General features: G+C 35.7%; 31 protein-coding genes. 9 read left to right on the top strand and 22 right to left on the bottom strand.

Features of this window, described 5'->3' with window-relative positions:
• From ABGX27_01530 to efp, 14 genes are all read right to left on the bottom strand, one after another.
• The coding region (locus ABGX27_01530; protein MEO2068176.1) for a hypothetical protein at positions 1 to 351 on the bottom strand (351 nt) is incomplete at its 3' end.
• Positions 352 to 362: 11 nt separating this feature from the next.
• Positions 363 to 563, bottom strand: a complete 201-nt coding sequence (locus tag ABGX27_01525) for a helix-turn-helix domain-containing protein (GenBank protein MEO2068175.1) — start codon at positions 561 to 563, stop codon at positions 363 to 365.
• A 165-nt stretch (positions 564 to 728) separates the two neighbouring features.
• Complete coding sequence (locus tag ABGX27_01520; GenBank protein MEO2068174.1) at positions 729 to 1,667, bottom strand: chemotaxis protein; 939 nt, start codon at positions 1,665 to 1,667, stop codon at positions 729 to 731.
• Positions 1,668 to 1,735: 68 nt separating this feature from the next.
• Complete coding sequence (locus ABGX27_01515; GenBank protein ID MEO2068173.1) at positions 1,736 to 2,137, bottom strand: chemotaxis response regulator CheY; 402 nt, start codon at positions 2,135 to 2,137, stop codon at positions 1,736 to 1,738.
• 25 nt (positions 2,138 to 2,162) lie between these two features.
• Complete coding sequence (locus tag ABGX27_01510) at positions 2,163 to 3,125, bottom strand: chemotaxis protein (GenBank protein MEO2068172.1); 963 nt, start codon at positions 3,123 to 3,125, stop codon at positions 2,163 to 2,165.
• Positions 3,118 to 5,004, bottom strand: a complete 1,887-nt coding sequence (locus ABGX27_01505) for a methyl-accepting chemotaxis protein (GenBank protein MEO2068171.1) — start codon at positions 5,002 to 5,004, stop codon at positions 3,118 to 3,120. The genes ABGX27_01510 and ABGX27_01505 overlap by 8 nt, the downstream gene beginning before the upstream one ends.
• 2 nt (positions 5,005 to 5,006) lie before the next feature.
• The gene (locus tag ABGX27_01500; protein MEO2068170.1) at positions 5,007 to 5,510 is read right to left on the bottom strand and encodes a chemotaxis protein CheW; all 504 of its coding nucleotides are present in this window, start codon (positions 5,508 to 5,510) and stop codon (positions 5,007 to 5,009) included.
• Positions 5,507 to 7,504, bottom strand: coding sequence for a chemotaxis protein CheA (locus ABGX27_01495; GenBank protein MEO2068169.1), 1,998 nt, complete (start codon positions 7,502 to 7,504; stop codon positions 5,507 to 5,509). Before ABGX27_01495 ends, ABGX27_01500 begins: the two co-directional genes overlap by 4 nt.
• Before the next feature lie 9 nt (positions 7,505 to 7,513).
• Complete coding sequence (locus tag ABGX27_01490) at positions 7,514 to 8,044, bottom strand: hypothetical protein (GenBank protein MEO2068168.1); 531 nt, start codon at positions 8,042 to 8,044, stop codon at positions 7,514 to 7,516.
• Positions 8,045 to 8,168: 124 nt separating this feature from the next.
• On the bottom strand, positions 8,169 to 8,663 hold the full coding sequence (locus ABGX27_01485; protein ID MEO2068167.1) for an RNA chaperone Hfq: 495 nt from the start codon (positions 8,661 to 8,663) through the stop codon (positions 8,169 to 8,171).
• A gap of 15 nt (positions 8,664 to 8,678) precedes the next feature.
• The gene (locus tag ABGX27_01480) at positions 8,679 to 9,206 is read right to left on the bottom strand and encodes an RNA chaperone Hfq (protein MEO2068166.1); all 528 of its coding nucleotides are present in this window, start codon (positions 9,204 to 9,206) and stop codon (positions 8,679 to 8,681) included.
• Between the two features lie 130 nt (positions 9,207 to 9,336).
• Positions 9,337 to 10,686, bottom strand: a complete 1,350-nt coding sequence (accC, locus tag ABGX27_01475) for an acetyl-CoA carboxylase biotin carboxylase subunit (protein ID MEO2068165.1) — start codon at positions 10,684 to 10,686, stop codon at positions 9,337 to 9,339.
• A gap of 11 nt (positions 10,687 to 10,697) precedes the next feature.
• Positions 10,698 to 11,138 carry an acetyl-CoA carboxylase biotin carboxyl carrier protein gene (accB, locus tag ABGX27_01470; protein MEO2068164.1) on the bottom strand — a complete coding sequence of 147 codons (441 nt, stop codon included), beginning with the start codon at positions 11,136 to 11,138 and terminating at the stop codon, positions 10,698 to 10,700.
• 18 nt (positions 11,139 to 11,156) lie between these two features.
• A complete protein-coding gene (gene efp, locus ABGX27_01465; GenBank protein MEO2068163.1) occupies positions 11,157 to 11,729 on the bottom strand; it encodes an elongation factor P in 573 nt (190 codons plus the stop codon).
• Between the two features lie 81 nt (positions 11,730 to 11,810).
• Here efp and ABGX27_01460 point away from each other — a divergent pair, with 81 nt between their 5' ends.
• Genes ABGX27_01460 through ABGX27_01430 form a run of 7 tightly spaced genes read left to right on the top strand, consistent with a single transcriptional unit; the run spans position 11,811 to position 17,248 of the window.
• Entirely contained in the window at positions 11,811 to 12,731 is a 921-nt protein-coding gene (locus ABGX27_01460; protein MEO2068162.1) for a hypothetical protein, read from the top strand.
• Positions 12,700 to 13,167 carry a 5-(carboxyamino)imidazole ribonucleotide mutase gene (purE, locus tag ABGX27_01455; GenBank protein ID MEO2068161.1) on the top strand — a complete coding sequence of 156 codons (468 nt, stop codon included), beginning with the start codon at positions 12,700 to 12,702 and terminating at the stop codon, positions 13,165 to 13,167. The genes ABGX27_01460 and purE overlap by 32 nt, the downstream gene beginning before the upstream one ends.
• Before the next feature lies 1 nt (position 13,168).
• Entirely contained in the window at positions 13,169 to 14,074 is a 906-nt protein-coding gene (locus ABGX27_01450; protein MEO2068160.1) for an ARMT1-like domain-containing protein, read from the top strand.
• Entirely contained in the window at positions 14,052 to 14,663 is a 612-nt protein-coding gene (locus tag ABGX27_01445; protein MEO2068159.1) for an L-threonylcarbamoyladenylate synthase, read from the top strand. Before ABGX27_01450 ends, ABGX27_01445 begins: the two co-directional genes overlap by 23 nt.
• A gap of 10 nt (positions 14,664 to 14,673) precedes the next feature.
• Positions 14,674 to 15,582: a methionyl-tRNA formyltransferase gene (gene fmt / locus ABGX27_01440; GenBank protein MEO2068158.1), complete on the top strand. Its 909-nt coding sequence runs from the start codon at positions 14,674 to 14,676 to the stop codon at positions 15,580 to 15,582.
• Positions 15,583 to 15,630: 48 nt separating this feature from the next.
• Positions 15,631 to 16,068: a transcriptional repressor gene (locus ABGX27_01435; GenBank protein MEO2068157.1), complete on the top strand. Its 438-nt coding sequence runs from the start codon at positions 15,631 to 15,633 to the stop codon at positions 16,066 to 16,068.
• Positions 16,055 to 17,248, top strand: a complete 1,194-nt coding sequence (locus ABGX27_01430) for an HD domain-containing protein (protein ID MEO2068156.1) — start codon at positions 16,055 to 16,057, stop codon at positions 17,246 to 17,248. The genes ABGX27_01435 and ABGX27_01430 overlap by 14 nt, the downstream gene beginning before the upstream one ends.
• On the opposite strand, the gene ABGX27_01425 is transcribed toward ABGX27_01430, so the two are convergent.
• From ABGX27_01425 to ABGX27_01390, 8 genes are all read right to left on the bottom strand, one after another.
• On the bottom strand, positions 17,229 to 17,642 hold the full coding sequence (locus tag ABGX27_01425; GenBank protein MEO2068155.1) for a hypothetical protein: 414 nt from the start codon (positions 17,640 to 17,642) through the stop codon (positions 17,229 to 17,231). The two genes, ABGX27_01430 and ABGX27_01425, sit on opposite strands and share 20 nt — an antisense overlap.
• A 1-nt stretch (position 17,643) precedes the next feature.
• Complete coding sequence (locus ABGX27_01420; protein MEO2068154.1) at positions 17,644 to 18,060, bottom strand: NIL domain-containing protein; 417 nt, start codon at positions 18,058 to 18,060, stop codon at positions 17,644 to 17,646.
• 12 nt (positions 18,061 to 18,072) lie between these two features.
• Positions 18,073 to 18,525 carry a hypothetical protein gene (locus ABGX27_01415; GenBank protein MEO2068153.1) on the bottom strand — a complete coding sequence of 151 codons (453 nt, stop codon included), beginning with the start codon at positions 18,523 to 18,525 and terminating at the stop codon, positions 18,073 to 18,075.
• A gap of 11 nt (positions 18,526 to 18,536) precedes the next feature.
• The gene (gene nadA, locus ABGX27_01410; protein ID MEO2068152.1) at positions 18,537 to 19,433 is read right to left on the bottom strand and encodes a quinolinate synthase NadA; all 897 of its coding nucleotides are present in this window, start codon (positions 19,431 to 19,433) and stop codon (positions 18,537 to 18,539) included.
• Positions 19,434 to 19,438: 5 nt separating this feature from the next.
• Positions 19,439 to 20,992 carry a glutamine-hydrolyzing GMP synthase gene (gene guaA, locus ABGX27_01405; GenBank protein ID MEO2068151.1) on the bottom strand — a complete coding sequence of 518 codons (1,554 nt, stop codon included), beginning with the start codon at positions 20,990 to 20,992 and terminating at the stop codon, positions 19,439 to 19,441.
• A 136-nt stretch (positions 20,993 to 21,128) separates the two neighbouring features.
• Positions 21,129 to 21,821 carry a hypothetical protein gene (locus tag ABGX27_01400; GenBank protein MEO2068150.1) on the bottom strand — a complete coding sequence of 231 codons (693 nt, stop codon included), beginning with the start codon at positions 21,819 to 21,821 and terminating at the stop codon, positions 21,129 to 21,131.
• On the bottom strand, positions 21,811 to 22,161 hold the full coding sequence (locus ABGX27_01395) for a hypothetical protein (GenBank protein MEO2068149.1): 351 nt from the start codon (positions 22,159 to 22,161) through the stop codon (positions 21,811 to 21,813). Before ABGX27_01395 ends, ABGX27_01400 begins: the two co-directional genes overlap by 11 nt.
• On the bottom strand, positions 22,155 to 22,553 hold the full coding sequence (locus ABGX27_01390) for a hypothetical protein (protein MEO2068148.1): 399 nt from the start codon (positions 22,551 to 22,553) through the stop codon (positions 22,155 to 22,157). The genes ABGX27_01395 and ABGX27_01390 overlap by 7 nt, the downstream gene beginning before the upstream one ends.
• Before the next feature lie 17 nt (positions 22,554 to 22,570).
• On the opposite strand from ABGX27_01390, the gene pgeF reads away from it, so the two are divergent.
• Together pgeF and ABGX27_01380 are read left to right on the top strand one after the other, a co-directional pair.
• Positions 22,571 to 23,173 carry a peptidoglycan editing factor PgeF gene (gene pgeF / locus ABGX27_01385; GenBank protein MEO2068147.1) on the top strand — a complete coding sequence of 201 codons (603 nt, stop codon included), beginning with the start codon at positions 22,571 to 22,573 and terminating at the stop codon, positions 23,171 to 23,173.
• Positions 23,173 to 23,802, top strand: a 630-nt coding sequence (locus tag ABGX27_01380) for a DNA-processing protein DprA (protein MEO2068146.1), incomplete at its 3' end; no start/stop codon positions are given. The genes pgeF and ABGX27_01380, both read left to right, overlap by 1 nt.

Genomic DNA, 23,802 nt, shown 5'->3' with positions numbered 1-23,802 from the left:
ATCCTCTTTCTTTTCTAATTTCTCTATAAGCTTTTCAAGAAGTGCCAACGAGCTATTCCCTTCTACTTTCTCCTCTTCTACACCTTTTGGTTTTCCATCTATCGCAAAAGAAAGTCTCTTCTTAACCTTTCCGTCTTTTCCAAACAATATTAGCTGATACTTTCCCCCTCCATACTTATCCTTTACCCAAAAAACTACATCATCATCTATTTCTTCTGGCAAAACCCTATCAAGAACTTTTCCATCTCTTAAAATAGTTATCCTTGCTATTTCCCCTCTAAGTTCCTTAAAAACTTCTTCTGGACTGTTTAAATCAACAACTCCCGTTTGAAGTTCCTTTTCTTCAGCCATAATTAACCTCCTCAAAACTTTATGTCTTTTTTATTCGCATTCTTTTTTAGAAACTCAAGAATTTCGCCGTCAGGTATTAAATAGTCTCTTCCTACTTGAGTAGCCCCCAACTTCCCTTCGTAGATCCAATTCTTTATGGTCGCCTCAGATTTTCCTAGAATTTCTGCTACTTCTTTTGTTGTGTAGAAGGTTATCCCCAATATCCTCTTCACTTCTTCTTTCTTCCTTCTTATTTGTTTTATAGATAGGTATTATAGAAAATGTCTATTGAAAGTAGAAAAGAAAATTGGAAAACAAGAAATTGAGAATATTTATGAGTTTTTCTCTTATTGACCGATTATTTTCGGATTATCTTGACAAGGTCTGCAGATTATATTTTAATTCTCTTTTGAAGTTAAATCGTGAATGGCCTTTATCAAGGAAGAAAGGTCGAATTTAACAATGTATGCGTCAGCTTTGACCTTTTGGCTTTTAGTAATAGTTGCTCTGTCGCAAAGGGAAGTATTTATTATTACAGGAATCTTTGAAAGTAGAGGATGTTTCTTTATTTTTTCTATAAAAGTTAATCCATCCATTTTTGGCATTTCAATATCACAGATAATAACTTGAATATAGTTTCTTACATTTTTTCCTTTACTTTCAGCTTCCTTTAGAAAGCTGTTCAGTATTTTTAGTCCTTCTATGCCATTTCTTGATATTAAGACTTTTTTTCCTAGTCCTTCAACAGCTTTCTTCATTATTTTAGCTGCTACGGGACTGTCTTCTACGATAAGAACGATGGCTTCTTCAGTTTCTTTTGGAGATTTAAGAGTGGCCTTTTTAATCTCTTCTACATTTTTTAAAAGTTCTATTTCTTCAAGTATTCCCTCAAAGTCTAAAAGAAGGATTAAAGAATCTTTACCTTCTATGATACCGATTACTTTACCGCTTAATCTTTTTTCTAAGGCAGGAGGAGGAGGAATAATCTTTTCCCACTTTACCTTCTTTATTGTTTGGGGATAGTGAATAACTATTCCTACTTTTTGATTTAGAAATTCTAAAACTAGGAGGTGTTTCTCTATGTTTTCTGGTTCTTTAACTTTTAACCATTTAGGAAGAGAAATTATAGGAATGGTTTCTCCTCTTATTTCACTTATGCCAAGTAGAATATCGTTCGTTGCAGGAGTTTTTACTATTTTTTTTGGTTTTGGAAGTATTTCCTTTACTTTCGAGGAGTTTATACCAAAAGACCACTCATAAATGTTTCCGTCTTCTAAAAGTTCGTATATTTGAAACTCTACAATTTCAACTTCTGGATTGATCGAAGATGTTGTCATAGTTTTTCCAAAATTGGATTGAGGTAGAAACCCTGTCCCCTTTGAAAGGAACAGGGGAAATACCTACTTTACTTCCCTAGTGAGGAAAATATTTTTTCCATTTTTTCCTTTAATGTTTCGGCAGTGAACGGCTTAACTATGTAATTGTTAACTCCAGCTTTAATAGCCATTAGAACGTTTTCTTTTTTTGCTTCGGCAGTAACCATTAGAATAGGAAGGTGCTTAAGTTTCTCATCTTTCCTAATCTCTTGAACAAGTTCTATTCCTGTCATGTTTGGCATGTTCCAATCGGTAATTACGAGACCATACTTGTCGGGGTTATTCTTTAATATTTCTAGGGCTTGTTTCCCATCTTCAGCTTCATCAACATTTTTGTATCCAAGCTGACCAAGTAAAGTTTTCAGAATTTTTCTCATAGCAGCCATGTCATCTACTATTAAGATGTTAATGCTTGGATCAGGCATTGCCATTAGCTATTTACCTCCTTAAAAGTTTTTATTTGCTAATTGCATACTGGTGAACAAGTTTAATTAAATCTGGAGCATCAAATTTGACAAGGTGCGCGTCCGCTCCGACAAATCTACTTTTATCAACGTTAGCCCTATCACTTAAAGATGTATTTATTATGATAGGTAATTTAGATAGCTCAGGATCTTCTTTCACTTTCCTTGTAAACGTAAGTCCATCCATTCCCGGCATCTCTATATCAGAAATTATGAGCTGGACATAGTCTGTTATGTCTCTACCAGAAGACTTAGCCTCCTCAAGCCACTTATGAAGTATTTGCAGCGCTTCAATACCGTTTTGAGCCTCGAAAACCGTATGTCCGTCTCTTTCTAAAATCCTTCTAATAATCTTGCGTGCAACAGGGCTATCGTCAAGTATTAGAATGTTGAAATGACCTTTCTTTTCTATTTCATCTATGCCTTCTATTTCCTCTATTCCAAATATCTTTATCATTCCGAGTTCATCTAAAATTCCCTCAAAGTCTAGCAGAAGAAGGAGTTTATTATCTTCTATTTCTATAACACCTACTACTTTCCCTCCAAGTTTCTCATCAATACTTTTTGGGGGTCTCTTTATGTCTGCCCACCTGATCCTTCTTATTCTTTTGGCCTCGTGAACAACGACCCCAACCGTTTCACGTAGGAATTCCATAACTATTACATACTTGCCGTTTACAGGTTCCTTTATTTTCATCCATCGAGCAAGACTTATTATTGGAACCATTTGACCTCTTATTTTGGCAAGTCCCTCTGCCTCAGGAGGAAGACCAGGTGCTTTTATTATGTCGTGAGGTTTAAAAATTACTTCTTTGACCTTTGCTACGTTAACACCTAATATCCACTCATAAGTACTACCGTCTTCTAGCAGCTCGTACATCCTAAAGTCGATTATTTCAAGCTCGTTTGCTCCTGTTTCGAGAATCTTTGGTAAAAGTTCCTTTTTCCTAGCCATGTCTTTCTACCTTCTCTTTAGAGGTTGAAAGAATCGTAGAGATAGCGTTAATGAGGTTAGTGGCTATATCATTTGTAATATCTGTTATTTCTCCTTCTTTTTGGATAATTTCTTCTATGTCATCAGAGCTAATTGCTAAGAAGAGTTCTTTTAGAAGCAGTTTAACATCGAATAGTTTCTCTTCGAGGTTAGAGAAGAAACCTTCTATTTCCGGATGTCTCTTTATAATGTCAGCTATCTCTTTGTCCTGAGGACTTAGTAATCTTATGAGGTTATCAACTTCTGCAATAACGGATACGTCAGGGTTTATATTTTCGACCAATTTACCCTTTATTACTTCGTTAATTCTTGCTGTAAACTCTCCAAGCTTTGAGAGTCTGTCAAGAATTGTGCTAGCATCGCCAATATCAATGAGATAGAAGGTTTCCCAAATCTTGTGTAGACTTGTATCCGTCTTTTCTGCAACTTTGATAATTTTCGTAGCTTGATCTTTAGTAGAGTTGATGTATTCGTTAGCCTTGTGTATGTATTTGACTATATCGCTGATTTTGGACTTTTGGGTGTTCACAATATCTGTTAGACTGTTTATAACTCCCAATACTCCTTCGGAAGCTTCTTTGAGAGTATTGTAAGTGTGCTGATTATCCTTAAACATATTCATTCCATCGTCTACGGCTTTAACGCTTTTATCTGCAATTTCAGCGGTTTTGTTCATTTGCTCTCTCATGTTTTTAACAACTTTTCTAATTTCAATAGCAGACTTATTTGTTCTTTCAGCAAGTTTTCTAACTTCATCAGCAACGACTGCGAAACCTCGTCCTGCTTCTCCAGCTCTTGCAGCCTCAATTGCAGCGTTTAAAGCAAGAAGATTGGTCTGCTCGGTAATGGAAGTTATAACTTCTACTACCCTATCTATCTGTTCTGTTTGGGATTGTAAAGCCTTAACCACATCTTCCATTTCCTTTGTAATGTTTCTTATATACTGCATTTGTTCTAAAGACTCTAAAGTTTTCTTTTCTGCAATGTTCAACTCATCCAGCACAAATTTATAGTTTTCAATTAGCTTATCGGATACTTCTACTAGTTTTTTTACGGTTTTTTCAATCTCTTGAATAGAGTCTATTTGGTTTTCTGAAAGTCTTAGTGTTTCTTGGAGTTCTTTGATGGCAACAGAAACAGATACTATGGTTGTTAGGTTGTTTACAAGAGATTGTTTGGTCGCTTTTAAGTTGGACAGAAACATTTTTTGCGCTTTTTCTAACTGTCTTTCTACTTCTTTTTCTGCCGTAGCATCTCTCCAAGTGGCCAAATAGTATCTAACGGAACCATCTTTATTGGCTATCGCATGTCTATATGAAGCCATTACATATGGACCTATTTGTATGTCTGCGTTTTTCTTATGTTCTCCAGGTTTTGTGGCTTTTAAGAGTTCTTTGACCCTTTCTGGATCTTTGTGGAAAAGGTGAATGCTGGAACCTATGAGCTTGTCAGGATCTATTCCAAATACTGAGATAAATACTTCTCTCCACTTATTAGCAATTTCAAACGCTTTTCTATTTGCATAAACTATTTCGTTTCCGGCTCTGCCTGGCTTAAAATCAGGAGTAGCCAAGAAAATAGCTTCTTCCATTAGAGAATCTAAAATTTGTTGGTACATGTAAACGTCGTTTTCGGCAATTTCTTTTTCTTTTCTTAACTTTTCCAGTTCCTTAGAAAGCTCTGTATTTTTTTTGGCGAATTTACTTAGCTCCTCTTGTAAAGAATCCTTTTCCTTTTTTAAAGTTTCCCAATCTTTTCTTAACTTTTGATTTTCTTGCTTAAGAACCGCTAATTCTCTTTTTAGAAGATCCAATTCCCTTTTTTCCCGTGAGCAAAACATCTTTAACCCTCCTGATTAAACATTGATTCGATGTTTAAAATTATCAGTAGGTCTCCTTCCAACTGGACAACCCCTGATATATACTTTACGTCTATTCCTATCGTACCTATTGGTTCTGGAAGAACATCCCCTTCCAAGAACTTTATCGATCCCACAATTTTGTCTACTATGATCCCTACTTCTCCCTTTGGGGTTTCTACTATTACAATTTTATTTTTGGAATAAACGTCTTCAGGTACAATATCCCTTATCCCTAAGTGTTCTTTAAGGTTTATTACTGGAACAATTTTTCCCCTTAAGTTCATTACTCCTATTACATAACTTGGGGCTTTAGGAACAGGAGTGATATCTCTGTTGTTTGTAATTTCTACAACCTGTTCTATAGGAACACTTACAAGTTCGTCTTTTAGTCTAAATGCTATAACTTGAATTTCTCTCTCTTTTATTTCGCCTATAAGCTCTTCTACACCAATTATGTTCATTTCTCTATCTTGCCTTTCGTTCATTTTCCAACTCCTATTAGCTTCATCTTATAGTCAGAGAGTAAGGAGTTAAGGTCGAGGATTAAAACAACTCTACCGTCACCTGCTATTGTTGCTCCTGCTATTCCTTGAATATCTGCAAGAAGATCTCCCAAAGACTTAATAACTATTTCTTCCTCACCAAATAGTCCTTCTATTGAAACTGCAATCAATCTTTCTCCAACTTTAACGATAACAACGAAGTGTTTTTCTCCACCATCTTCAAGTTCGAGAAGCTCGTTTAGGGAGAAAAGAGGTAAAACTTCGTCTCTTAGTAGAAAACTCTTGAAGCTCCCGACTTCTTTTACGTTTTTCTCATCATACCTAACGATTTCAACAACAGAATGTAAAGGAACAGCAAATACTTGACCTTTTACGCCTATCATTAAAGTTCTAATAATGGCCACAGTTAGAGGTAACTTAAGTAATATTGTTGTTCCTTTGCCAATTTCACTGTCGATTTCGATTGAACCTCTTAAGGAGTGTATTGTACTTGCTACAACGTCCATTCCAACACCGCGACCTGAAACATCACTTACTTTCTCGGCAGTAGAGAACCCGGGCATGAAGATTAATTCATAAGCTTCCTTATCTGTCATTTGGACAGCTTGTTCTGGAGTTATTAATCCCTTCTCTAAAGCTTTCTTCTTGACTTTCTCAGAGTCTATACCCCTTCCATCATCCTGAATTCCAACGACTATGTGATCTCCTTCGTGATACGCAAAAAGCTTTACAGTTCCTACTTCAGGTTTACCTTTTGCTATTCTTTCCTCAGGAGGTTCTATTCCGTGATCAAGAGCATTTCTGACAAGGTGAATTAGGGGATCTTCAAGCTTGTCTAAAATGGATCTATCCAGTTCTGTATCTTCACCTTCTATTACAAGTTGAACTTTCTTGTTAAGTTTTCTTGCTAAATCCCTGACAAGTCTGGGGAATTTGGAAAAGATTTTCTTTATAGGTTGCATTCTTAGCTTCATTACAGCAACTTGAAGATCACTAACTGTCCTATCAAGGCTTGTTACAGCTTCTATTAACTTTTCAACAGCTTCGCTCTTACACTCCTTCTCAACATCAGAGGATACCCTAAGAATTCTGTTTCTATCGAGAACTATTTCTCCTACAAGGTTCATTAGATTCTCAACCCTTTCAACATCGATACGGATTGTTTCTACCGTCTTTTTCTCTGAGGTAGACTTCTTAGAAGCTGAAGACGAAGTATCCTTAGACGGAGAAGGCTGAGGTGGAGGTGCAGATGTAGTCTGAGGAGTTTCCTTCTTTTCTTGTTGTTTTTCAGTAGGGGTTTTTTCCTCTTTCTTTTTAACTCTTACTATGTCATTAATATCTTTTCCTTCTTCTATTAACTTTTCTATTTCCGGAATAACTTCCATAGGGCGGCTGTCAGGAGGCATCAGGATAATTTCTTCCAAAAGGTCTGCTAAATTCTTTCCTGGAAACTTTTTTATTAGTTCCTTAAGGGCATCGGATACGTCCTGAATAAATTCAAACTCTATATCACCCTGATCTTTTTCTTCGCTAGATGCAGGCTGACTGGTTTCTGAGGATAAGGGAACAGTATCTCCCTTTAAAGCAGAGTCAAGTTTCTTTAAAACGGGTTCTATCTCTCCCATATCTGGGAGCTCTTCATTCTCCTTTAACATCTGAATTGAATTCTTTAGATGATCTATTCCTTCAAGGATAATATCCATTAGGTCTGGAGTTAAGGTCATTTCGTCATTTCGAAGCTTGTTAAAGATATCTTCTATACGGTGAGCGATCTCGACTATTGGAGTTAAGTTTAAAAAACCTGCTCCTCCCTTTAGTGTATGCATTCCACGGAATATTTTGTTGAGTAGTTCTTTATCGGTTGGATTGTTCTCAAGGTCTATTAGATCTTGATCTAAGCCTTCGAGTATTTCTTCTGCTTCTACTAAAAACTCTTCCAGTATTTCTCGAAGTTCTTCCGGAATTTCTACTCTCATATTAAGCCCCTAAAGACCAAATTGTTTCATTATCTCGTCAACCTCGTCCTGGCTAACTTCTTTTTTCCACTCTAGTTCCTCTAACTTTTTCTCAAGCTCCTCTTTTCTGTCCGTAGCCTCTTCTATACCTGCAAGTAGAGCAATTTTTAGAATACTTTTTTCTATATCGGCAAAAAAGTTCTTTACTTTAAGAAGTCTTTGGGCAAGAATGTCCTGGAACTCAAGTAAGGTTAAAGCGTTAATCAAGTTGTTGGAAGTATTTGTTAACAGTTCCTTGATTTTCTCGATTTTCTCTTTGAAGCTTTCATTCACTTCTATTTGGGATACTATTTCCAGGCTTTGGTTTACAGCTTCTAATGATACGCTTATTATGTCTATAATCTTTTTGGTCGCTTCTTCACTTTCGTTTATAGCTGTGTCAATATGCTGATTTACAGCTTTGAATCCTTCTTTTTGGATAGAAACTTTTGAGATTTCTGCTTTAAAAGATTCAACGATCTCTAAAAGTTCTTTCACTTCTTGTAAAAGACTCTTTTCCATCTCTCCTCCTTAAAATTTCCCCCTTTTTCACATTTTAGCAAAAAGGAAGAAGTTAACAAGATAAGGACTGGCTATAGAAATAGGCGTGGAGACGGGCCGTTGAGAATAAAAATGAAAGAGACCCTTAAGGTTTGTAAACTATTGTAGAAACAGCGTGTTTGTAAACAAGGATGTTTCCTCTGTAGTTTCTCATCTTTAAAGTAAATCTATCAAATCCTTTAAGCCTTCCTTCTAATCTACTTCCATTTCTAAAATAAACAATGACTCTTTTTCCTATTGCACTACGAAGCTCTCTGCTTTGAACCCCACCTAAGAAAGAGGATGCTATAAGTTTATAGCCTTGATTTAATTTTTCTTCTATTTCTTTTTGCTGTTCTTTTGTTGGTATAGGAGGTAAAACGGGAATAAAGGAAGCAGGTCTTATTATAAGTTCGTCCTCTACCTCTTCAAAGACGATATCTCCCGAAGATTTCATAAGTTGTAAAAGAGGCTTTATATTTTCTACCTTTACTGAAAGTCTTTCTGCAAGTTCTTCTATAGAACCTCTAAATTCTCCTTCACTCTCTAAAAGTTCCACAAGTTCTATTTGGGCGTCTTCTAACGTTCTATACTTTTTCATAACTTCACCTGCAGATTACTCATAAATTATTGTTGCTACAGCATGTTTGTAGACTAAGGATTTTCCTTTAGGAGCAGTCATAGACAGGGTAAAATTGTCAAAGTCGAGGAGTACTCCTTCAAGTCTTGTTCCGCTGATTAGAAATACAGTTACTTCTTTTCCTATAAGGGATGATAGCACTTGATCCTGTAAAGATGGTTTCTTTTCTTTCTTCTTTTTCTTTGTATCTTCTTTTGTTTCTGTGCTTTCCTTGGTTTCTTCTTCGTCTTTGACTTCTTGAACTTCTGGTTCTTGTGCTGTTAAGGAGGGATCTTCTTCACTTTCTTCCTTATTGATTAAGGAAACAACCAATCCTTTCCCTCTTTTAGATTCTGATTTGATAATGAGTTCTTTTTCAAGTTCGGCTAAAGCTTTCTTTACAAGATATGGAGTTGAGTCTGCCAGTTGTGAAAGCTCTTCTAAAGTTCCAGTATACTCTCCAAATTCTGAGAGATATTCTTTTAGCCAGATCTTGACTTTTTCTGTTTTGGACTGAGAAGCCATGTTTTCCTCCAAATTGGTTGAATAGTCCTAATTAAAGTAAAATTAAATTAAAAATTAAAAAGAGGAACCATACAGTAGAGGAACCTTATTCCAATCATTTACAGAGTTAAATATGATTATAAAAAGTAAATTAATCCTTTATGTTAGGTAAAATTTTATTCTCAAGCACTTTAGTGTCAAGAAGACCTTTTATAAAGTTTTCATCCTCTAAAAGTCTTATATGAAGAGGTAAAGTGGTTTTTAAAGTTCCTTCTATTATAAATTCAGATAAGGCCCTTTTTCCCCTTCTTATAGCCTCTTCTCTCGTCTCCCCCCAGACAATAAGTTTTGCCAGCAAAGAGTCGTAATACTGCGGAACCGAATAGCCTTCGTAAATGTGGGTATCAACTCTTACTCCAAAACCTCCAGGTAAGACCAATTTCTCTATTTTACCAGGTGCTGGTCTAAAGCCTTTCTTATAGTCTTCACAGGTTATTCTGAACTCTATTGCATGTCCTTGTAACTTAATACCGTCTTCTTTTAATTTTTCCCCCGCTGCAACTGAAATCTGTTTTGCTATTAAATCTTGCTGAGTAACAAGTTCTGTAACCGGGTGTTCGACTTGAATTCTCGTATTCATTTCTATGAAGTAAAAGTTTTTATCCTTATCAACTAAAAACTCTATTGTTCCTGCACCTTCGTAGTTTATTAGTCTTGCGATTTTTTTCGCTGCTTCAGAAAGTCTCTCTCTTAAATCTTCATCTACAAAAGGAGAAGGAGCCTCTTCTAAAATTTTTTGGTGTCTTCTTTGGAGAGAACACTCCCTTTCTCCATAGGTAACTACGTTACTAAACTGATCTGCAATGAGTTGAATTTCTATGTGTCTTGGGTTTTCTATGTACTTTTCTATATAAACTTCCCCACTCCCAAAAGCTGCTTCAGCTTCTGCCATTGCCGTAGTAATTAAAGTTTCTGCTTCTTCTTTTGAATTTATTAGTCTCATTCCACGACCGCCACCGCCGTGGGCTGCTTTTACAAGAACTGGATATCCAATTTCTTCACAAATTTTGAGAGCTTCCTTGACATCTTTTACTATTCCACTTCCTGGTACAACAGGAACTCCAGCTTTTATCGCTATTTCTCTTGCTTTTGCTTTATCTCCCATAAGGATCATAGTTTCTGGAGATGGTCCAATGAATTTCATACCACAGGCTGTACAAATTTCTGCAAATCCCGGATTTTCGGAAAGGAATCCATATCCTGGGTGGATAGCATCTGCTCCTGTTATTTCAGCAGCAGAAATTATTGCAGGAATATTTAGGTAACTTTCTTGAGGTAGAGGTCCTCCTATACATACAGCTTCGTCTGCCAGAAATACGTGAAGAGAATCTCTATCAGCGGTGGAGAATACGGCAACAGTTTTTATTCCAAGTTCTTTACAGGTTCTTATTATTCTTACTGCAATTTCTCCTCTGTTTGCAACTAGTACTTTTTTGAACATTATCCAACCACCTACTTTGGTTCTATGTAGAATAGAGGTTGTCCGTATTCTACTGGTTGTCCATTTTCAACTAATATTTTCTTGACAATGCCAGAAACTTCAGACTCTATTTCATTCATTACTTTAAGGGCTTCGATTATGCAAAGTGTTTGACCTTTTTCTACGTAATCTCCTTCCTTTACAAAAGGCTCCGCCCCAGGGGCTGGAGCTCTATAAAATGTTCCAACCATAGGAGATTCTACAACGTAGTAATTTTCTGCAGGTTCCTCAGAAACTCCCTTAGGAGCAACTTCTTGATCTTTGACAGAAGGGATAATTTGAACAGCCTCCTCTTTTATAGCCTTTCCTCTTACAAATTTCGCTCTGAGTTTTATCCCTTCTGTTTCTATTTCAAGCTCTTCAATAGAGGTATTCTCTATGGCTTTAAGAAGTTTTTCTATTTTTTCTAACAAACTATCCTCCCAACGAAATTATTTAATATTAACCCTTTCTATATAGTCTCCCGTTTCTGGGTTAACTCTTACATAATCTCCAGGATTAATAAACATTGGTACTTGGATTACTGCACCTGTCTCTAATGTAGCAGGTTTTGTAACGTTTGAAACAGTATCACCTTTGAATCCTGGCTCTGTATCAACAACTTGAAGGACTATACTCTTCGGAAGTTGAACAGAAATTGCTTCTCCTTTGTAAAACTGAACCATTACAGTTGTATTTTCCTTTAAGAACTTAGCCTTTTCCCCAAGAGCTGAAGCAGAAACTCCAACTTGTTCGTAAGTTCTTGTATCCATAAAGTAGTAATATTCACCATCGTTGTAAATGTATTCCATTTCCCTTTCTTCAAAATCTGCAAGCTGAAGCTTTTCACCTACTTTATAGGTTTTTTCTACTACGTTTCCTGTTTTTAGATTCTTTAGTTTTATCCTTGCGAAAGCTTGTCCTTTCCCAGGTTTCACATGCTCGTAGTCAATTATCTCATAAGGATAACCTTCGATTTCAAGTTTCATTCCTTTTGAAATTTGGTTTACATCTATAGATGCCACTTTTACCTCCAAGGCAAGAGTTTTTTAGAAATTATAACAGCTATTTCGGGCATTATGCTAAAATCCTCAATGGAGGTTGCCTTGAAAAGGTTGGTATTCTTACTGTTATTGCCTTTTATTTTTTCCTTTACGATGTGTGGGAAAAGAAAAGACCCTCTACCACCTTTAGAATTTTATCCTGAAAAACCAAAAATTTTGAGTGTTGAACAGGTTGAAGACAAGTTTTTAGTAAGGTGGAAACCAGTGAAGAAATTTTATGATGGAAGAAGAATACGGGATATAAAGAACCTTCATTACGAAATTTTAGTTAACTTTGGAGAAAGAAAATATAAGACAAAGAAACCCTTCTTCTTTGATAAGGAAACTTCTAAAATAGGAGAAAGAAGGTGTTATACCGTCTATGCTGTTTATAAATCCAAAAGAAGTGATCCATCGGAACCTTTCTGTATTATAACTAAGGAACCAATAAAAGAAACTCCTGTCATTTTAAATTCTTTTGCTGGAGATGGTTTTGTTAAGTTCACTTTTAAACCGAGTAAAGATTTTTCTATTGAAGTTTTTAGGAACGGGAAGTTGTATAGAATATTGCCTAAAGGAGTAGAAGAGTTTGTGGATGAAGATGTAGTTAACGGTAGAGAATATAGTTACCGCTTTAGATTTTCTTTGGGATATTTAAAAGGAAGATTTACAAACATTTTTAAAGTTATTCCCGAAGATAGAATACCTCCAGAACCTCCTAAGAATCCTGTCATTGTAAGGAAGGGAAAATCGTGTATCTTACTGTGGGAACCCTCTCCTTCAAAAGATGTAGTCGGATACTTGATACAAAGGCGTGGCGATGAGATGGTTAGAAAATTGGGAAAAGTTATATACTTTTTCCTCAAAAATTGTGGAAAAGAGACCTACTATATTAGAGCTTTTGATAAATCGGGAAATTTCTCAAAGAGAATAAAAGTGAAGGAGGAGCTCTATGAAGAAGGTAGCAGTGATAATGGGAAGTAAGTCAGACATGCCAGTTATGGAAACTTGTACAAAAACCTTAGAAGAGTTTGGAGTTCCTTACGATGTAAAAGTGTTATCTGCTCATAGGACTATTGATGAAGTTCTTGCCTTTTGTGAAAAGGCAGAAGAAAACTACGATGTTATCATTGCTGCAGCTGGATATGCTGCTCACCTTGGAGGAGTAATTGCTGCAAAAACTACTCTACCTGTAATTGGTGTTCCACTAGACGCTTCTCCTCTAAAAGGTATAGATTCACTACTTTCTATTGTTCAAATGCCTGGAGGAGTTCCTGTAGCAACTGTAACTATTGGAAAAGCTGGGGCAAAGAACGCAGCAGTTTTAGCAGTGGAAATTATGGCTATAAAGTATCCAGAACTAAGGGAAAAGCTAAAAGTGTACAGGGAGGAGATGAAGAGAAAAGTTTTAGAGGGTTAATATGAAAATCTACCCTGAGTGCATTCCTTGCTTTTTAAAACAGGTTGTTCACATTGCTAAAATTGCTGATATTCCGGACTCCCTCACTATGGAAATTCTGAGGGAGTCTGCAAGATTTATTTCTAAAGACCTAAGGGTTGATAAATCCCCAGGACATAATGCGACTTTTATTCATAGAATATTCAAAGAAAAGACAAAGTTAGAGGATCCTTACAAACTCTTAAAAGACAAGTACAACGAAATAGCTTTACATCTTGAGGAAAAAATAAGGAAAGAATTTTTTGAAGGTGTTGATGATAAACTTTCTTTGGCTATTAGGCTTGCTGCTGTAGGAAATGTTATAGACTTTGGGGTTCCAAGAGATTTTGATTTGTTCTCGGAAGTGGAAGCTCTCCTTGACATTCCTTTTGCTTACTTTGATGTTGATATACTTGAAAGGTTTTTAATTCAAGGTAAAGAGGTACTTTACATAGCAGATAACGCTGGGGAAATTGTCTTTGACAAGTTCTTGCTTGAAGAGTTAAAAAATAGAGGATTGAAAGTTGTTCTTGCCGTGAGGGGAGGGCCTATTCTAAATGATGCAACTGTTGAAGATGCTTTGAAAACGGAAGCTGTTAATTACGTTGATGAGCTCATTACTACAGGTAAGGACTTTATAGGCGTTGATTTTGATTTTGTTTCTTCTGAATGTAAAGACTACTGGAATAAAGCTTATTTTGTAATATCTAAAGGACAGGCGAACTTTGAAACTCTTGAGGAAGTTGATTCCAAGGATATTTTCTTCATTCTTAAAGCGAAGTGTCCACCAGTGGCTAAGCATTTAAACTGTAATGTTAATGATTTGGTTTTCCTATATAACAAACATCTTTTAGAGATGAGAGAAAGTGAGGATTCTCAGGAAGGATAACATAGAAGAGATCGCTAAGGTTCTTAAGATGGGAGAGCTTGTCTGCTCTCCCACTGATACTCTTTTTGGTATTTTAGGAAATGCTTTAAATGAAGAAACTATTAAAAAGCTTTACCTTATAAAGAAAAGGGATAAAAATAAGCCTCTAATAGTTCTTTTTGATAGTGTAGATTGTATGGAAGAGTATGGAATTGTTGTTCCTGAAAAGTTTAAAGAAGGTTTAAAAAAACTCTATCCTGCGTCGGTTACAACTATTTTACCACTGGATAAGAAAAGTCCTTTCAGGGAAGTTTTCGAAAGAAATGACATTGCTGTGAGAGTTCCTGATGATCCTTTTTTGAGGGAACTTATAAAAAAGACCTTTCCTCTTTTTGCCCCAAGCGCTAATCCCCAAGGTATGGAACCAGCTAAAAGCTGTGAGGAGTGTAGAAGATACTTTGAAAATCTTATTAACTACTGTATAGAAGGAAAATCCTTGGAACTTCCATCAACAATAGTGGACTTAACAGGTAACTTTCCAAGACTTGTAAGGGAAGGAGTAGTAGATTTTTCAAAGGTAGTGGAGGTTTTAAGTGGAAAAAAAACTTAAAGTTGTTTTCATGGGGACTCCAGACTTTGCAGTTCCATCTTTAAAAGCTCTTTTTGATGCTGGATATGAAATTCCCCTTGTGATTACTCAACCCAATAGACCTGTAGGAAGGGGAAAAAAGTTAACGCCTCCTCCTGTAAAGGTAGTAGCCAAAGAACTTGGGATACCGGTTTATCAACCTGAAAAAGTAAAAGGGAATAAAGAACTACTTGAAAAATTAAAAGAAATTTCTCCTGATATTATCGTTGTGGCAGCTTATGGAAGGATACTTCCTGATGAAATCCTTGAACTACCTAAGTTTAAATGTTTAAACGTTCACGCATCTCTTCTTCCGGAGTATAGGGGAGCTTCACCTATTCAATCAGCTTTACTTGATGGCAAGGAGAAAACAGGTGTCACTATAATGCTTATATCAAGTGAACTTGATTCAGGAGACATCATTTCGCAAGAAGAACTTAAAATAGAAAAAGATGATAACGCTAAAACTCTTCACGATAAACTTTCAAAATTAGGGGCAAAACTCCTTGTAGAAACTATTCCTCTTTACGTTTCAGGAAAATTAAAACCCTATCCTCAGGATCACTCTAAAGCAACTTATTGTAAGCCAATAACTAAAGATATGGGGAAAATTGACTGGAAGCTGCCGGCTGAAAAGATATTCAATATGGTTAGGGCTTTTACTCCTTGGCCTTCTGCATATACAAGTTTTAATGGAAAAAGAATAAAGATAACTAAAGCTAAGGTTGTGGAAGGAGAAGGAGTTCCAGGAGAAGTAATTAAAACTGATAATGAACTTGTTATTGCCACAGGTAATAAAGCTTTAAAAATCCTAAATTTAAAACCTGAGGGAAGGAAAGAAATTTCTGGAGAAGAGTTTATTAGAGGTTATAGAGTAAAAGTTGGCGATAGATTTGTTTAGATATTAATTTTGTATCTATGTTAAAACTCTTATATGAGGAAAACAGAAATGGAAATTGTGGAGAAGATAGAAAACTTTAAAAAGAAAGCGAAACTTGTTGGTCTCAAGATAACTCCACAAAGAATTGCCGTTTATAGAGAAATTGTTTCCAGAAATGATCATCCTTGTGCTGAAGAGTTATTTGAAAGCTTAAAAGGAAAGATAGAAGGAATATCTTTAACGACCGTTTATAGAACACTTGCAAGTTTAGAGAAAGCAGGACTTGTGGTTAGAGTCCCAACTTTAAAAGATAAGATTCACTACGATGCAAAGGTGGAACCCCATAGCCACTTTGTTTGTGTGAAATGTGGAAAAATTTACGATGTTGAGTTGGATTTAAAACTTGATACAACAAGTTTAGAAAGAGAAGGTTTCAGTATAGTGAGCTATAGCGTTCTCTATCACGGTATATGTAAAGAGTGTAAGGAAAAAAATGAAGAAGTATAAGCTTCTTATGGATCCTGTTTACGATGAGTTTATCCTGGTGGAGAGAGGGGGAATCTTAGAGAAAATTCTTGATAGTTTCTACCTTCAGAGACTTAGATATATCAGACAGTTAGGTCCCTGCTACTATGTTTATCCGGGAGCTGAACATAGCCGTTTTCAACATTCTCTTGGTGTAATGTGGCTTTCAAGGAAGGCTATTAACTTTCTAACTCTTAAAGGTTTTGAGATTGATGAATTTTTAAGAACTTCAATTTTGGTTGCAGCTTTAACTCACGACCTTGGACATTCTCCATTTTCACATGCTCTTGAAGGAGTGATTTTAAGGAAGAAACACGAAGAATTGAGCCTTTACGCTTTAGACTGTTTGCGAGAAGAATTAAATCTTGAGAAAGATCTCATAGAAAATGTAAAGAAAATACTTTCTAAGAAACATCATCTATCCTTTTCTTACCAGCTAATAAGTAGCCAGCTTGATTGTGATAGATTGGACTATCTAAGAAGAGATGCTTTCTATACAGGTGTTTCTTTTGGAAAGGTTGATGTTAATAGAATATTAGCTTCAGCACTTTTAGAGAATGGAGAACTTATTTGGAGTTTTAAGGGATTTAACGCTCTTGAATCATACATTATGTCAAGATACGAAATGTATTGGGCAGTTTACTTCCATAAAGTAAATCTTTCTGTTCAGGTTTTACTAATAAAGATAGTAGAAAGGATAAGAGAACTTGTCCTAAATGACGAAAAGCTTTCTATGGACGAAACCTTAAAAGAGGTCTTGAGAACAGAAAACGTTGATAAGTTTTTTAGGCTTACAGATAGCAACGTGATTTCTTCTATCTACTCTCTTTTTGAGGCAAAAGACCCTATCTTGTCTGACCTCTGTAGAAGGCTTGTTAATAGGAACTTTTTCCGAACTTTAGAGGTTAGACCTGTAGAAGTTCTTGAATACAGAGATAAAGTTGAAAAAGCAGGATTTAATCCAAAGTATTACTTTGAAATTGTTGAACCATCGAAAGTTGCGTACTCTTATTACTCTCCTTCGAAAGATGAAATTATAAAAGTAAAAGTAGATGGTGGAATAGAGGAACTTTCCAATGTTGCTCCGACAGACGCAGTAAAAGCTCTTTCTCGAAAGGTTTCAAAGATTTATATAACAGTTCCTAGTGAAGTACTTGGGTAGAATTTAATAATCTGTCTACCAGGTTCCAAATAATTTTTAAGATAAAAACCATTCCAGTTATAAGTGAGATAAGGAAGAAAATAAAAAGAGTAAATGCTAAAAACGAAAGGAAATTTTCTTTTAATCCCTTTGCTTTCTTTAAAACTTTAGTTTTAAGGTTTTTTTCATTTAAATCATCTAAAATCACTGTATCTGATAAACTTAAGTCAGGAATATACAAGTGCAAATCATCAAGCCAGTCGTGAACTTCATTTTCGCTCTTGAAGGTCTTATCAACCAAAAACTCTTTTCCTTCTATGTAGAAGGTTAGTCTGTAATGGTCTCCTTCTTTGTATATTCTATAAGCTGAGACTCTATCGATGTCTATGTACCATTCTCCAAGTTTTAGAAACATGCTAAAACTCTGCAGAGTAGATAATCCTCAACGGACAAGCTGGAATACAATGTCCACAGCCTACACACTTTTCTTTTGCAAATTCTACCTTAAAGGTTTTCTGGTCTAAATAGAAAGCATTTGTAGGGCAAGGTGCTATACATGCACCGCAATGGATACACTTTTCATCTTCCCTGAAAATGTCTAACTCTAAAGGTTTTACCTTTATATTTATGCTTTTTAAAAACTTAACCGCCTCACTTATCTTTTCCCTGCTACCTCTTAGCTCTATTACTGCCGAACCTTCCATTCGTGGAAGAATTTCTGCACGTAAGATGTTAACAATGAGATCAAAATCTCTTACTAGTTTATAGATTACAGGTTTATCCCAGGTTTCCTTTGGAAAGTGGAGAACCAATCTTGTAGAAGTTTCTTTCATCTACTCATCACCTCACCCTTTTAAAATTTGAACTGGTATTTTCTTTCTAACAAAAACTTTTAAAAAGTTTTGAAACTTACTTGCAAGGTTGGGTTCCCTTGATACGAGAACAAAGCTCAAGTCCTCGTCTCCTTTTACTCTAAAGTAAAAGTTATAAGTGTAAATCTTCCACGTCTTTTTGAAACCACCTACAGCACCCAAAACTTTCTTATAGTCAAGCTTCCTGACAGTGTTGCCTTTAAAGTCCAACACTTTTATTTCCTTAGGAGTAAGGACAAGCTTAAAGTTTTTAAACATTGGACGAGATTGCCATAAAACAAGACCGGCAAGTCCAAGGGAAATAATAATTCCTACCCACCTAAAAAAGCTATCCATAAATAGGGCTATAACAAAAAGAAGAAAATCAAAAATTAATGGCCCCCACACAAACCAAAGGTCCTGCTTAACCTCAAACCGCTTTTCCATTATTTACCTCTTTAACTTACCTCAAGCATTCTCTCTATTGCTACTTTTGCTTTTTGGGCTATGTTTTCGGGTACGTTTATTTCAAACTGTTCTCTTTCTAAAGCAAGAAATAATCTTTCCATAGTATTCATTTTCATTTGATCACAAGTAAATTCGCTATAGGCAGGTATAAACTCTATATCAGGTCTTAACTTTTTAAGCTGGTGAATAATTCCTTTCTCTGTACCAACAATAACTTTCTTAGCAGAGGTTTCTTTTACGAAACTTACTATCTTAGATGTACTTCCAACAAAGTCGGCTATATCTCTTACTTCCTTTGAACATTCAGGGTGAACGACAAATACTGCGTCTTTATGTTCTTCTTTTCTTTTTAAAGCTTCTTCTAAGGTAAGTTTCTGGTGAACAGGACAATATCCACTCCAGCAAACTATTTCTTTGTCCTTTACTTTCTCTGCTACATAGCTACCGAGATTTTTGTCTGGAACAAATAAGATTTTCTCAGCGTCAAGACTTTCTATCACTTTAACAGCGTTTGCAGAAGTACAACAAATATCAGAAACAGCTTTAACATCGGCAGAACTGTTTACATAAGTAACAACTGTATATTCAGGATTCTTTCTTTTGAACTCTTCTATTTCCTCAGCTATTGCCATGTCTGCCATAAGACAGCCAGCTTTGTAGTAGGGAAGAAGGACCTTCCTTTCAGGATTAAGAATTTTTGCCGTTTCAGCCATAAAGTAGACACCACAAAAAACTATGATGTCACTTTTAACTTCTTTTGCTTTTCTAGCAAGCTCCAAGGAATCTCCAACAAAGTCTGCAATATCTTGTATATCACCAACAACGTAATAATGGGCAAGTATAACTGCATTTTTTTCCTTTTTAAGTTCTAGTATTCTTTCTTTCATCTTTCTTACTCCCACTCTATAGTTCCAGGAGGTTTTGAAGTGATATCGTAAACAACCCTATTAACACCTTCTACCTCGTTGATTATCCTGTTGGAAATTCTCTCTAGAAGTTCGTAAGGAAGTTTTACCCAGTCAGCAGTCATTCCATCAACACTTTCTACAGCTCTTATGGCTATAACGTAGTCATAAGTTCTTACGTCCCCCATTACTCCTACGGTTTGGATTGGTAGAAAGACTGCAAAGGATTGCCATATCTTATCGTATAGACCTGCTTTCTTTATCTCTTCAAGAACTATTGCGTCTGCTTCACGCAAGATCCTCAAGTATTCAGGTTTTACTTCTCCAATTATTCTTATTGCGAGTCCTGGTCCTGGGAATGGTTGCCTCTTAATTATTTCATCAGGTAGCCCAAGCTCTTTTCCAAGTTCTCTAACTTCATCTTTAAAAAGCTCTCTTAGTGGTTCTATGAGTTTAAAGTTAAGTCTTTCAGGAAGACCTCCAACGTTATGGTGGGTTTTAATTGTTGCAGAAGGCCCTTTAACAGAAACACTTTCTATAACATCTGGATAAAGTGTTCCTTGTGCCAAAAATTCTGCATTTGGAATAGACTTTGCTGCTTTTTCAAACACTTCTATAAATGTGTGCCCAATTATCTTTCTCTTTTTCTCGGGATCTGTTACACCTTTCAGTCTTTCTAAGAAAAGTTCTGAGGCATCTACAGTCTGGAAGTTTTTCATATGAAACTTTTCTTTGAAAGTTCTCTCTACAGACTCTCTTTCTCCTTTTCGTAGGAGCCCTGTATCAACAAAAATCGGGTAAAGCTGATCTCCTATGGCTTTGTGGAGAAGTGCTGCAACAACTGAAGAATCGACACCACCAGAGAGGGCACATATAACGTTTTTATCCTTTACAGTTTCCCTAATCTTTTCTATTTCGTACTCTATAAAGTTTTCCATAGTCCAACTTGGTTTACAACCACAAATCTTTATTGCAAAGTTTTCTAAAATCTTGTCTCCAAATTGGCTGTGTTTAACCTCTGGGTGGAACTGAACACCAAAAATTTTCTTTTCCTTATTTCTTATAGCTGCAAATGGGGCGTTTTCTGTTTTAGCAATTGGTTCAAAACCAGAAGGTACTTTTAAAACTTTATCTGAATGGCTCATCCAAACTGTAAACTTTTGAGGAAGGTCGGAAAAGAGGTCTTGATTATCAAGAACGTCAAGTTCTGCTCTTCCGTACTCATGCCTTTCAGCCTTTACAACTTCTCCACCAAAAAGGTATGTAATAAGTTGCATTCCATAGCAAATGCCGAGAATAGGAATACCAAGTTCGAAAATCCCCTTGTCTACTTTAGGAGATCCATCTTTATAAACACTTGCCGGGCCGCCAGAGAGGATAATCCCCTTTGGCTTATACTCCTTAATTTTTTCTATTGAAGTATTAAATGGATGGATTTCACAGTAAACGTGTTTTTCCCTAAGACGCCTTGCTATTAGCTGAGTGTATTGAGATCCAAAGTCCAATATTAGTATTTTGCTTTCGTGAATGTCTTTCACCATCTTCCTACTCCTAAAGTTTCTTGAGTATAAAGTAAAGAAAAACTAAAGAATCTACAAGACCTATAGTGAAAATGATAATCAATTCTATTAATTTTGCATCCACTATGATACCCCATATATGTTTAGAGTTCCACTATTATAACTTTTTCTTAAATTTTTCAAAAAGTTCTTTTCTACCTATAACTTTTATGTTTTTAAATCTGTAAAACCTGAAAACTTTCCTTATATAGGAACTTGTGAGTTCCCCATCCAGCCCCGTGCAGCAAGGAATTACTTTCTTGCCATTATTACACTCCTTCGGTAGGTTATCTAGAAAGTGGAGTTTAGAACCTTTCTTCGTCCTTTTTGATAAAGGGTCTCTCCACTGCCTTACCATGTTTGATTTACACTCGTGAAGTTCGAGGTAATTCTTGGAAGAAAAAGCGACATCTATTTCTTTTCCAGATATATTTTTGCTTTTCTTAAACATTCGGCATTGATTTACTCTTTTTGCCTTCTCGCTAAAAGTGAAAGGACCAAATGCTGAAACAAGAATTTCCAAGAAATTTCCTCTCTGCTTATCTGTTCCGTTTAAAAAGAATTTTTTCAAGATTCTAAAGAATTCCTGTGATTCAGAAAACTTTAAAAGTCCAAGTTCTTGAATTTCTCTTACTGTTAAAAAAACTCTTTCCATTCTTGTAATATCTTTATCCACAGGACGAAAAGTGTAAATCAAGTCAACTACAAATGGAAAAAGCTTAGGATTTTTCTTTAGAAAACGAAATAATGCTTGTATTTCCTGTGTCTCTATATGTTTTCTACTTTTTCCTCCTCTACAGCTACAGTTCATACTCTATTCCTTTTGCAGTTATTCCAGCTTTTATCAGGTACAAAGGAAGAAACGATACAAACTCTTCCACTTTTTTCTTAGAAACTTTACGGAAAATTGTCTTGGTTGAATGATTTTTATTGGTTTCAAGTTCAGTAATGTTAACAAATCTAAGGTTAGCTATCTGTTCGTCTTTGGTTGTAATTGAACCAAAAATTTCAGTGGTTATCTTAAAAATGTTCTTTTCCTTTCTTACGTCTCCCATTACCTTAAGGTTTAGATCACAATCCAAGTTTTTTCCTACTATACCCGGGTCTACAAAAATTTCTTGAAGAACCCATAGACTCTTTTTTTCTACCATTCCTTTTCCTCTAAAACGTTGATAACGTCCAAGAGAAAATCAATAGATGCTGTTGTCCAGAGGCGAAGTTCTATCTCCCGTTCACTTTCAGAGTTCTCTGCCCAGTTTAATCTTTGAAAAATACGGTAAAAGGAACTGTAAATAACTTTCCTCTTCATTAAGGAAGAAGAGTCCAATTCAAGAAGCTTTTTTTCAAGGTATTTCAGTTTTTTCTTCCCTTCTTTTCTGAAAATTTCCTTTAAAGCTCTGTTAGAGGCTTTGTCCATAGGTAGTTCATTTATAACTTCAAAAAGCTTTTCCCTAAAAATATAAAAAGCTTCAGAAGGCTTTCGGTTGTAGAAAGAAGGAATTTTCAAATTTTCTACTTTTACCATTAATGAAACCCTAGCCATGCTAAAATTATAGCATTATGAAGTATGAAATATTCATTTCCCAAAAACCTGTTGATGGTAAAAGTATAAAGGAAATAAAGGGATTTCCAGTAGTTACTCCTATTCAAGTCCACGGAAGTAATGTTGCTTTTATCGACAGTTCAAAGTCCTTAGTACCAGAAGCTGATGCCATAGTTACCAATAGCAAAAACTTTTGGATAGGTGTTCTTACGGCAGACTGTTTGCCGATATTTTTGATTGGAGATGGAATAGTTGGAGTTGTCCATGCAGGCTGGAGGGGAACGCTAAAAGGAATTGTTCTCAATACTGTTAAGTATATTTTAAGGTTTTCAAAAGTTGAGAAAGCGATTTTAGGAATTTCTATCTGTAGAAATTGCTATGAAGTTGGAGAAGATGTCTATACACTCTTTCCTAAAGAATATAGAGGGTGTTTTTCAAAAAAGGGGAGTGATAAGTATCTTTTTGATCTTAAAAAGGCAAACCTTTTTCAACTGAAATCTCTTGGAGTAGAAAATGTTGAAATCATAAAAGGGTGTACAGTGTGCGATAACCACCTTTTCTTTTCCTATAGGAAAGAAAGAACAAAAAAGAGAATTCTTTCTGCTATAAGGATTCTATAATGGAAGATGTAATTTTTTCTTTGGCTCTCTTTTTCAAAAAGGGAATAGGTCCTAAACGATATCTGAACCTTATTAAATCTTATGAAAATCTTCAAGATGCCATAAAAGAAGAGAAGATAGAACTTAAAGAGGAACTAAAAAGGGCTGAAAAAGAACTGAAAGAGGCTTTAAAAAAGAAAGTAGAAATTGTTCCTCTTTGTTCTCCGAAATATCCTGAGCTTTTAAAAGAAATTTCTCAGCCACCGATTGTTCTTTATGTGAAGGGAAACTTGGAAAGCAGTAGTTGTATTTCTATTGTCGGATCAAGGAAAACAACAAGTTATGGAAAGAGAATTTCCTTTTCTCTAGGAAAGTTTCTAGCAGAAAACGAAATTTGCGTTGTAAGCGGTTTAGCTTATGGAATAGACACTTTTTCTCATGAAGGAGCCCTTAAAGGAAAGGGGAAAACGGTTGCTGTTCTTGGAACGGGCGTTGATGTTATCTATCCGAGGGGAAATTATAACCTTGCAGAAAAGATTTTAGAGGAAGGAGGCGCTCTTGTTTCCGAGTTTCCTCTTGGAGCAGAACCAGCCAAAGAAAATTTTCCTCGAAGGAATAGAATTATAAGTGGTTTGTCTTATGCTACTATT

It is taken from the genome of Desulfurobacteriaceae bacterium, assembly GCA_039832905.1.
Taxonomy (GTDB): domain Bacteria; phylum Aquificota; class Aquificia; order Desulfurobacteriales; family Desulfurobacteriaceae; genus Desulfurobacterium.
The sequence above is the reverse complement of the archived record's forward strand: the minus strand, read 5'-3'. Positions and strand labels throughout refer to the sequence as shown.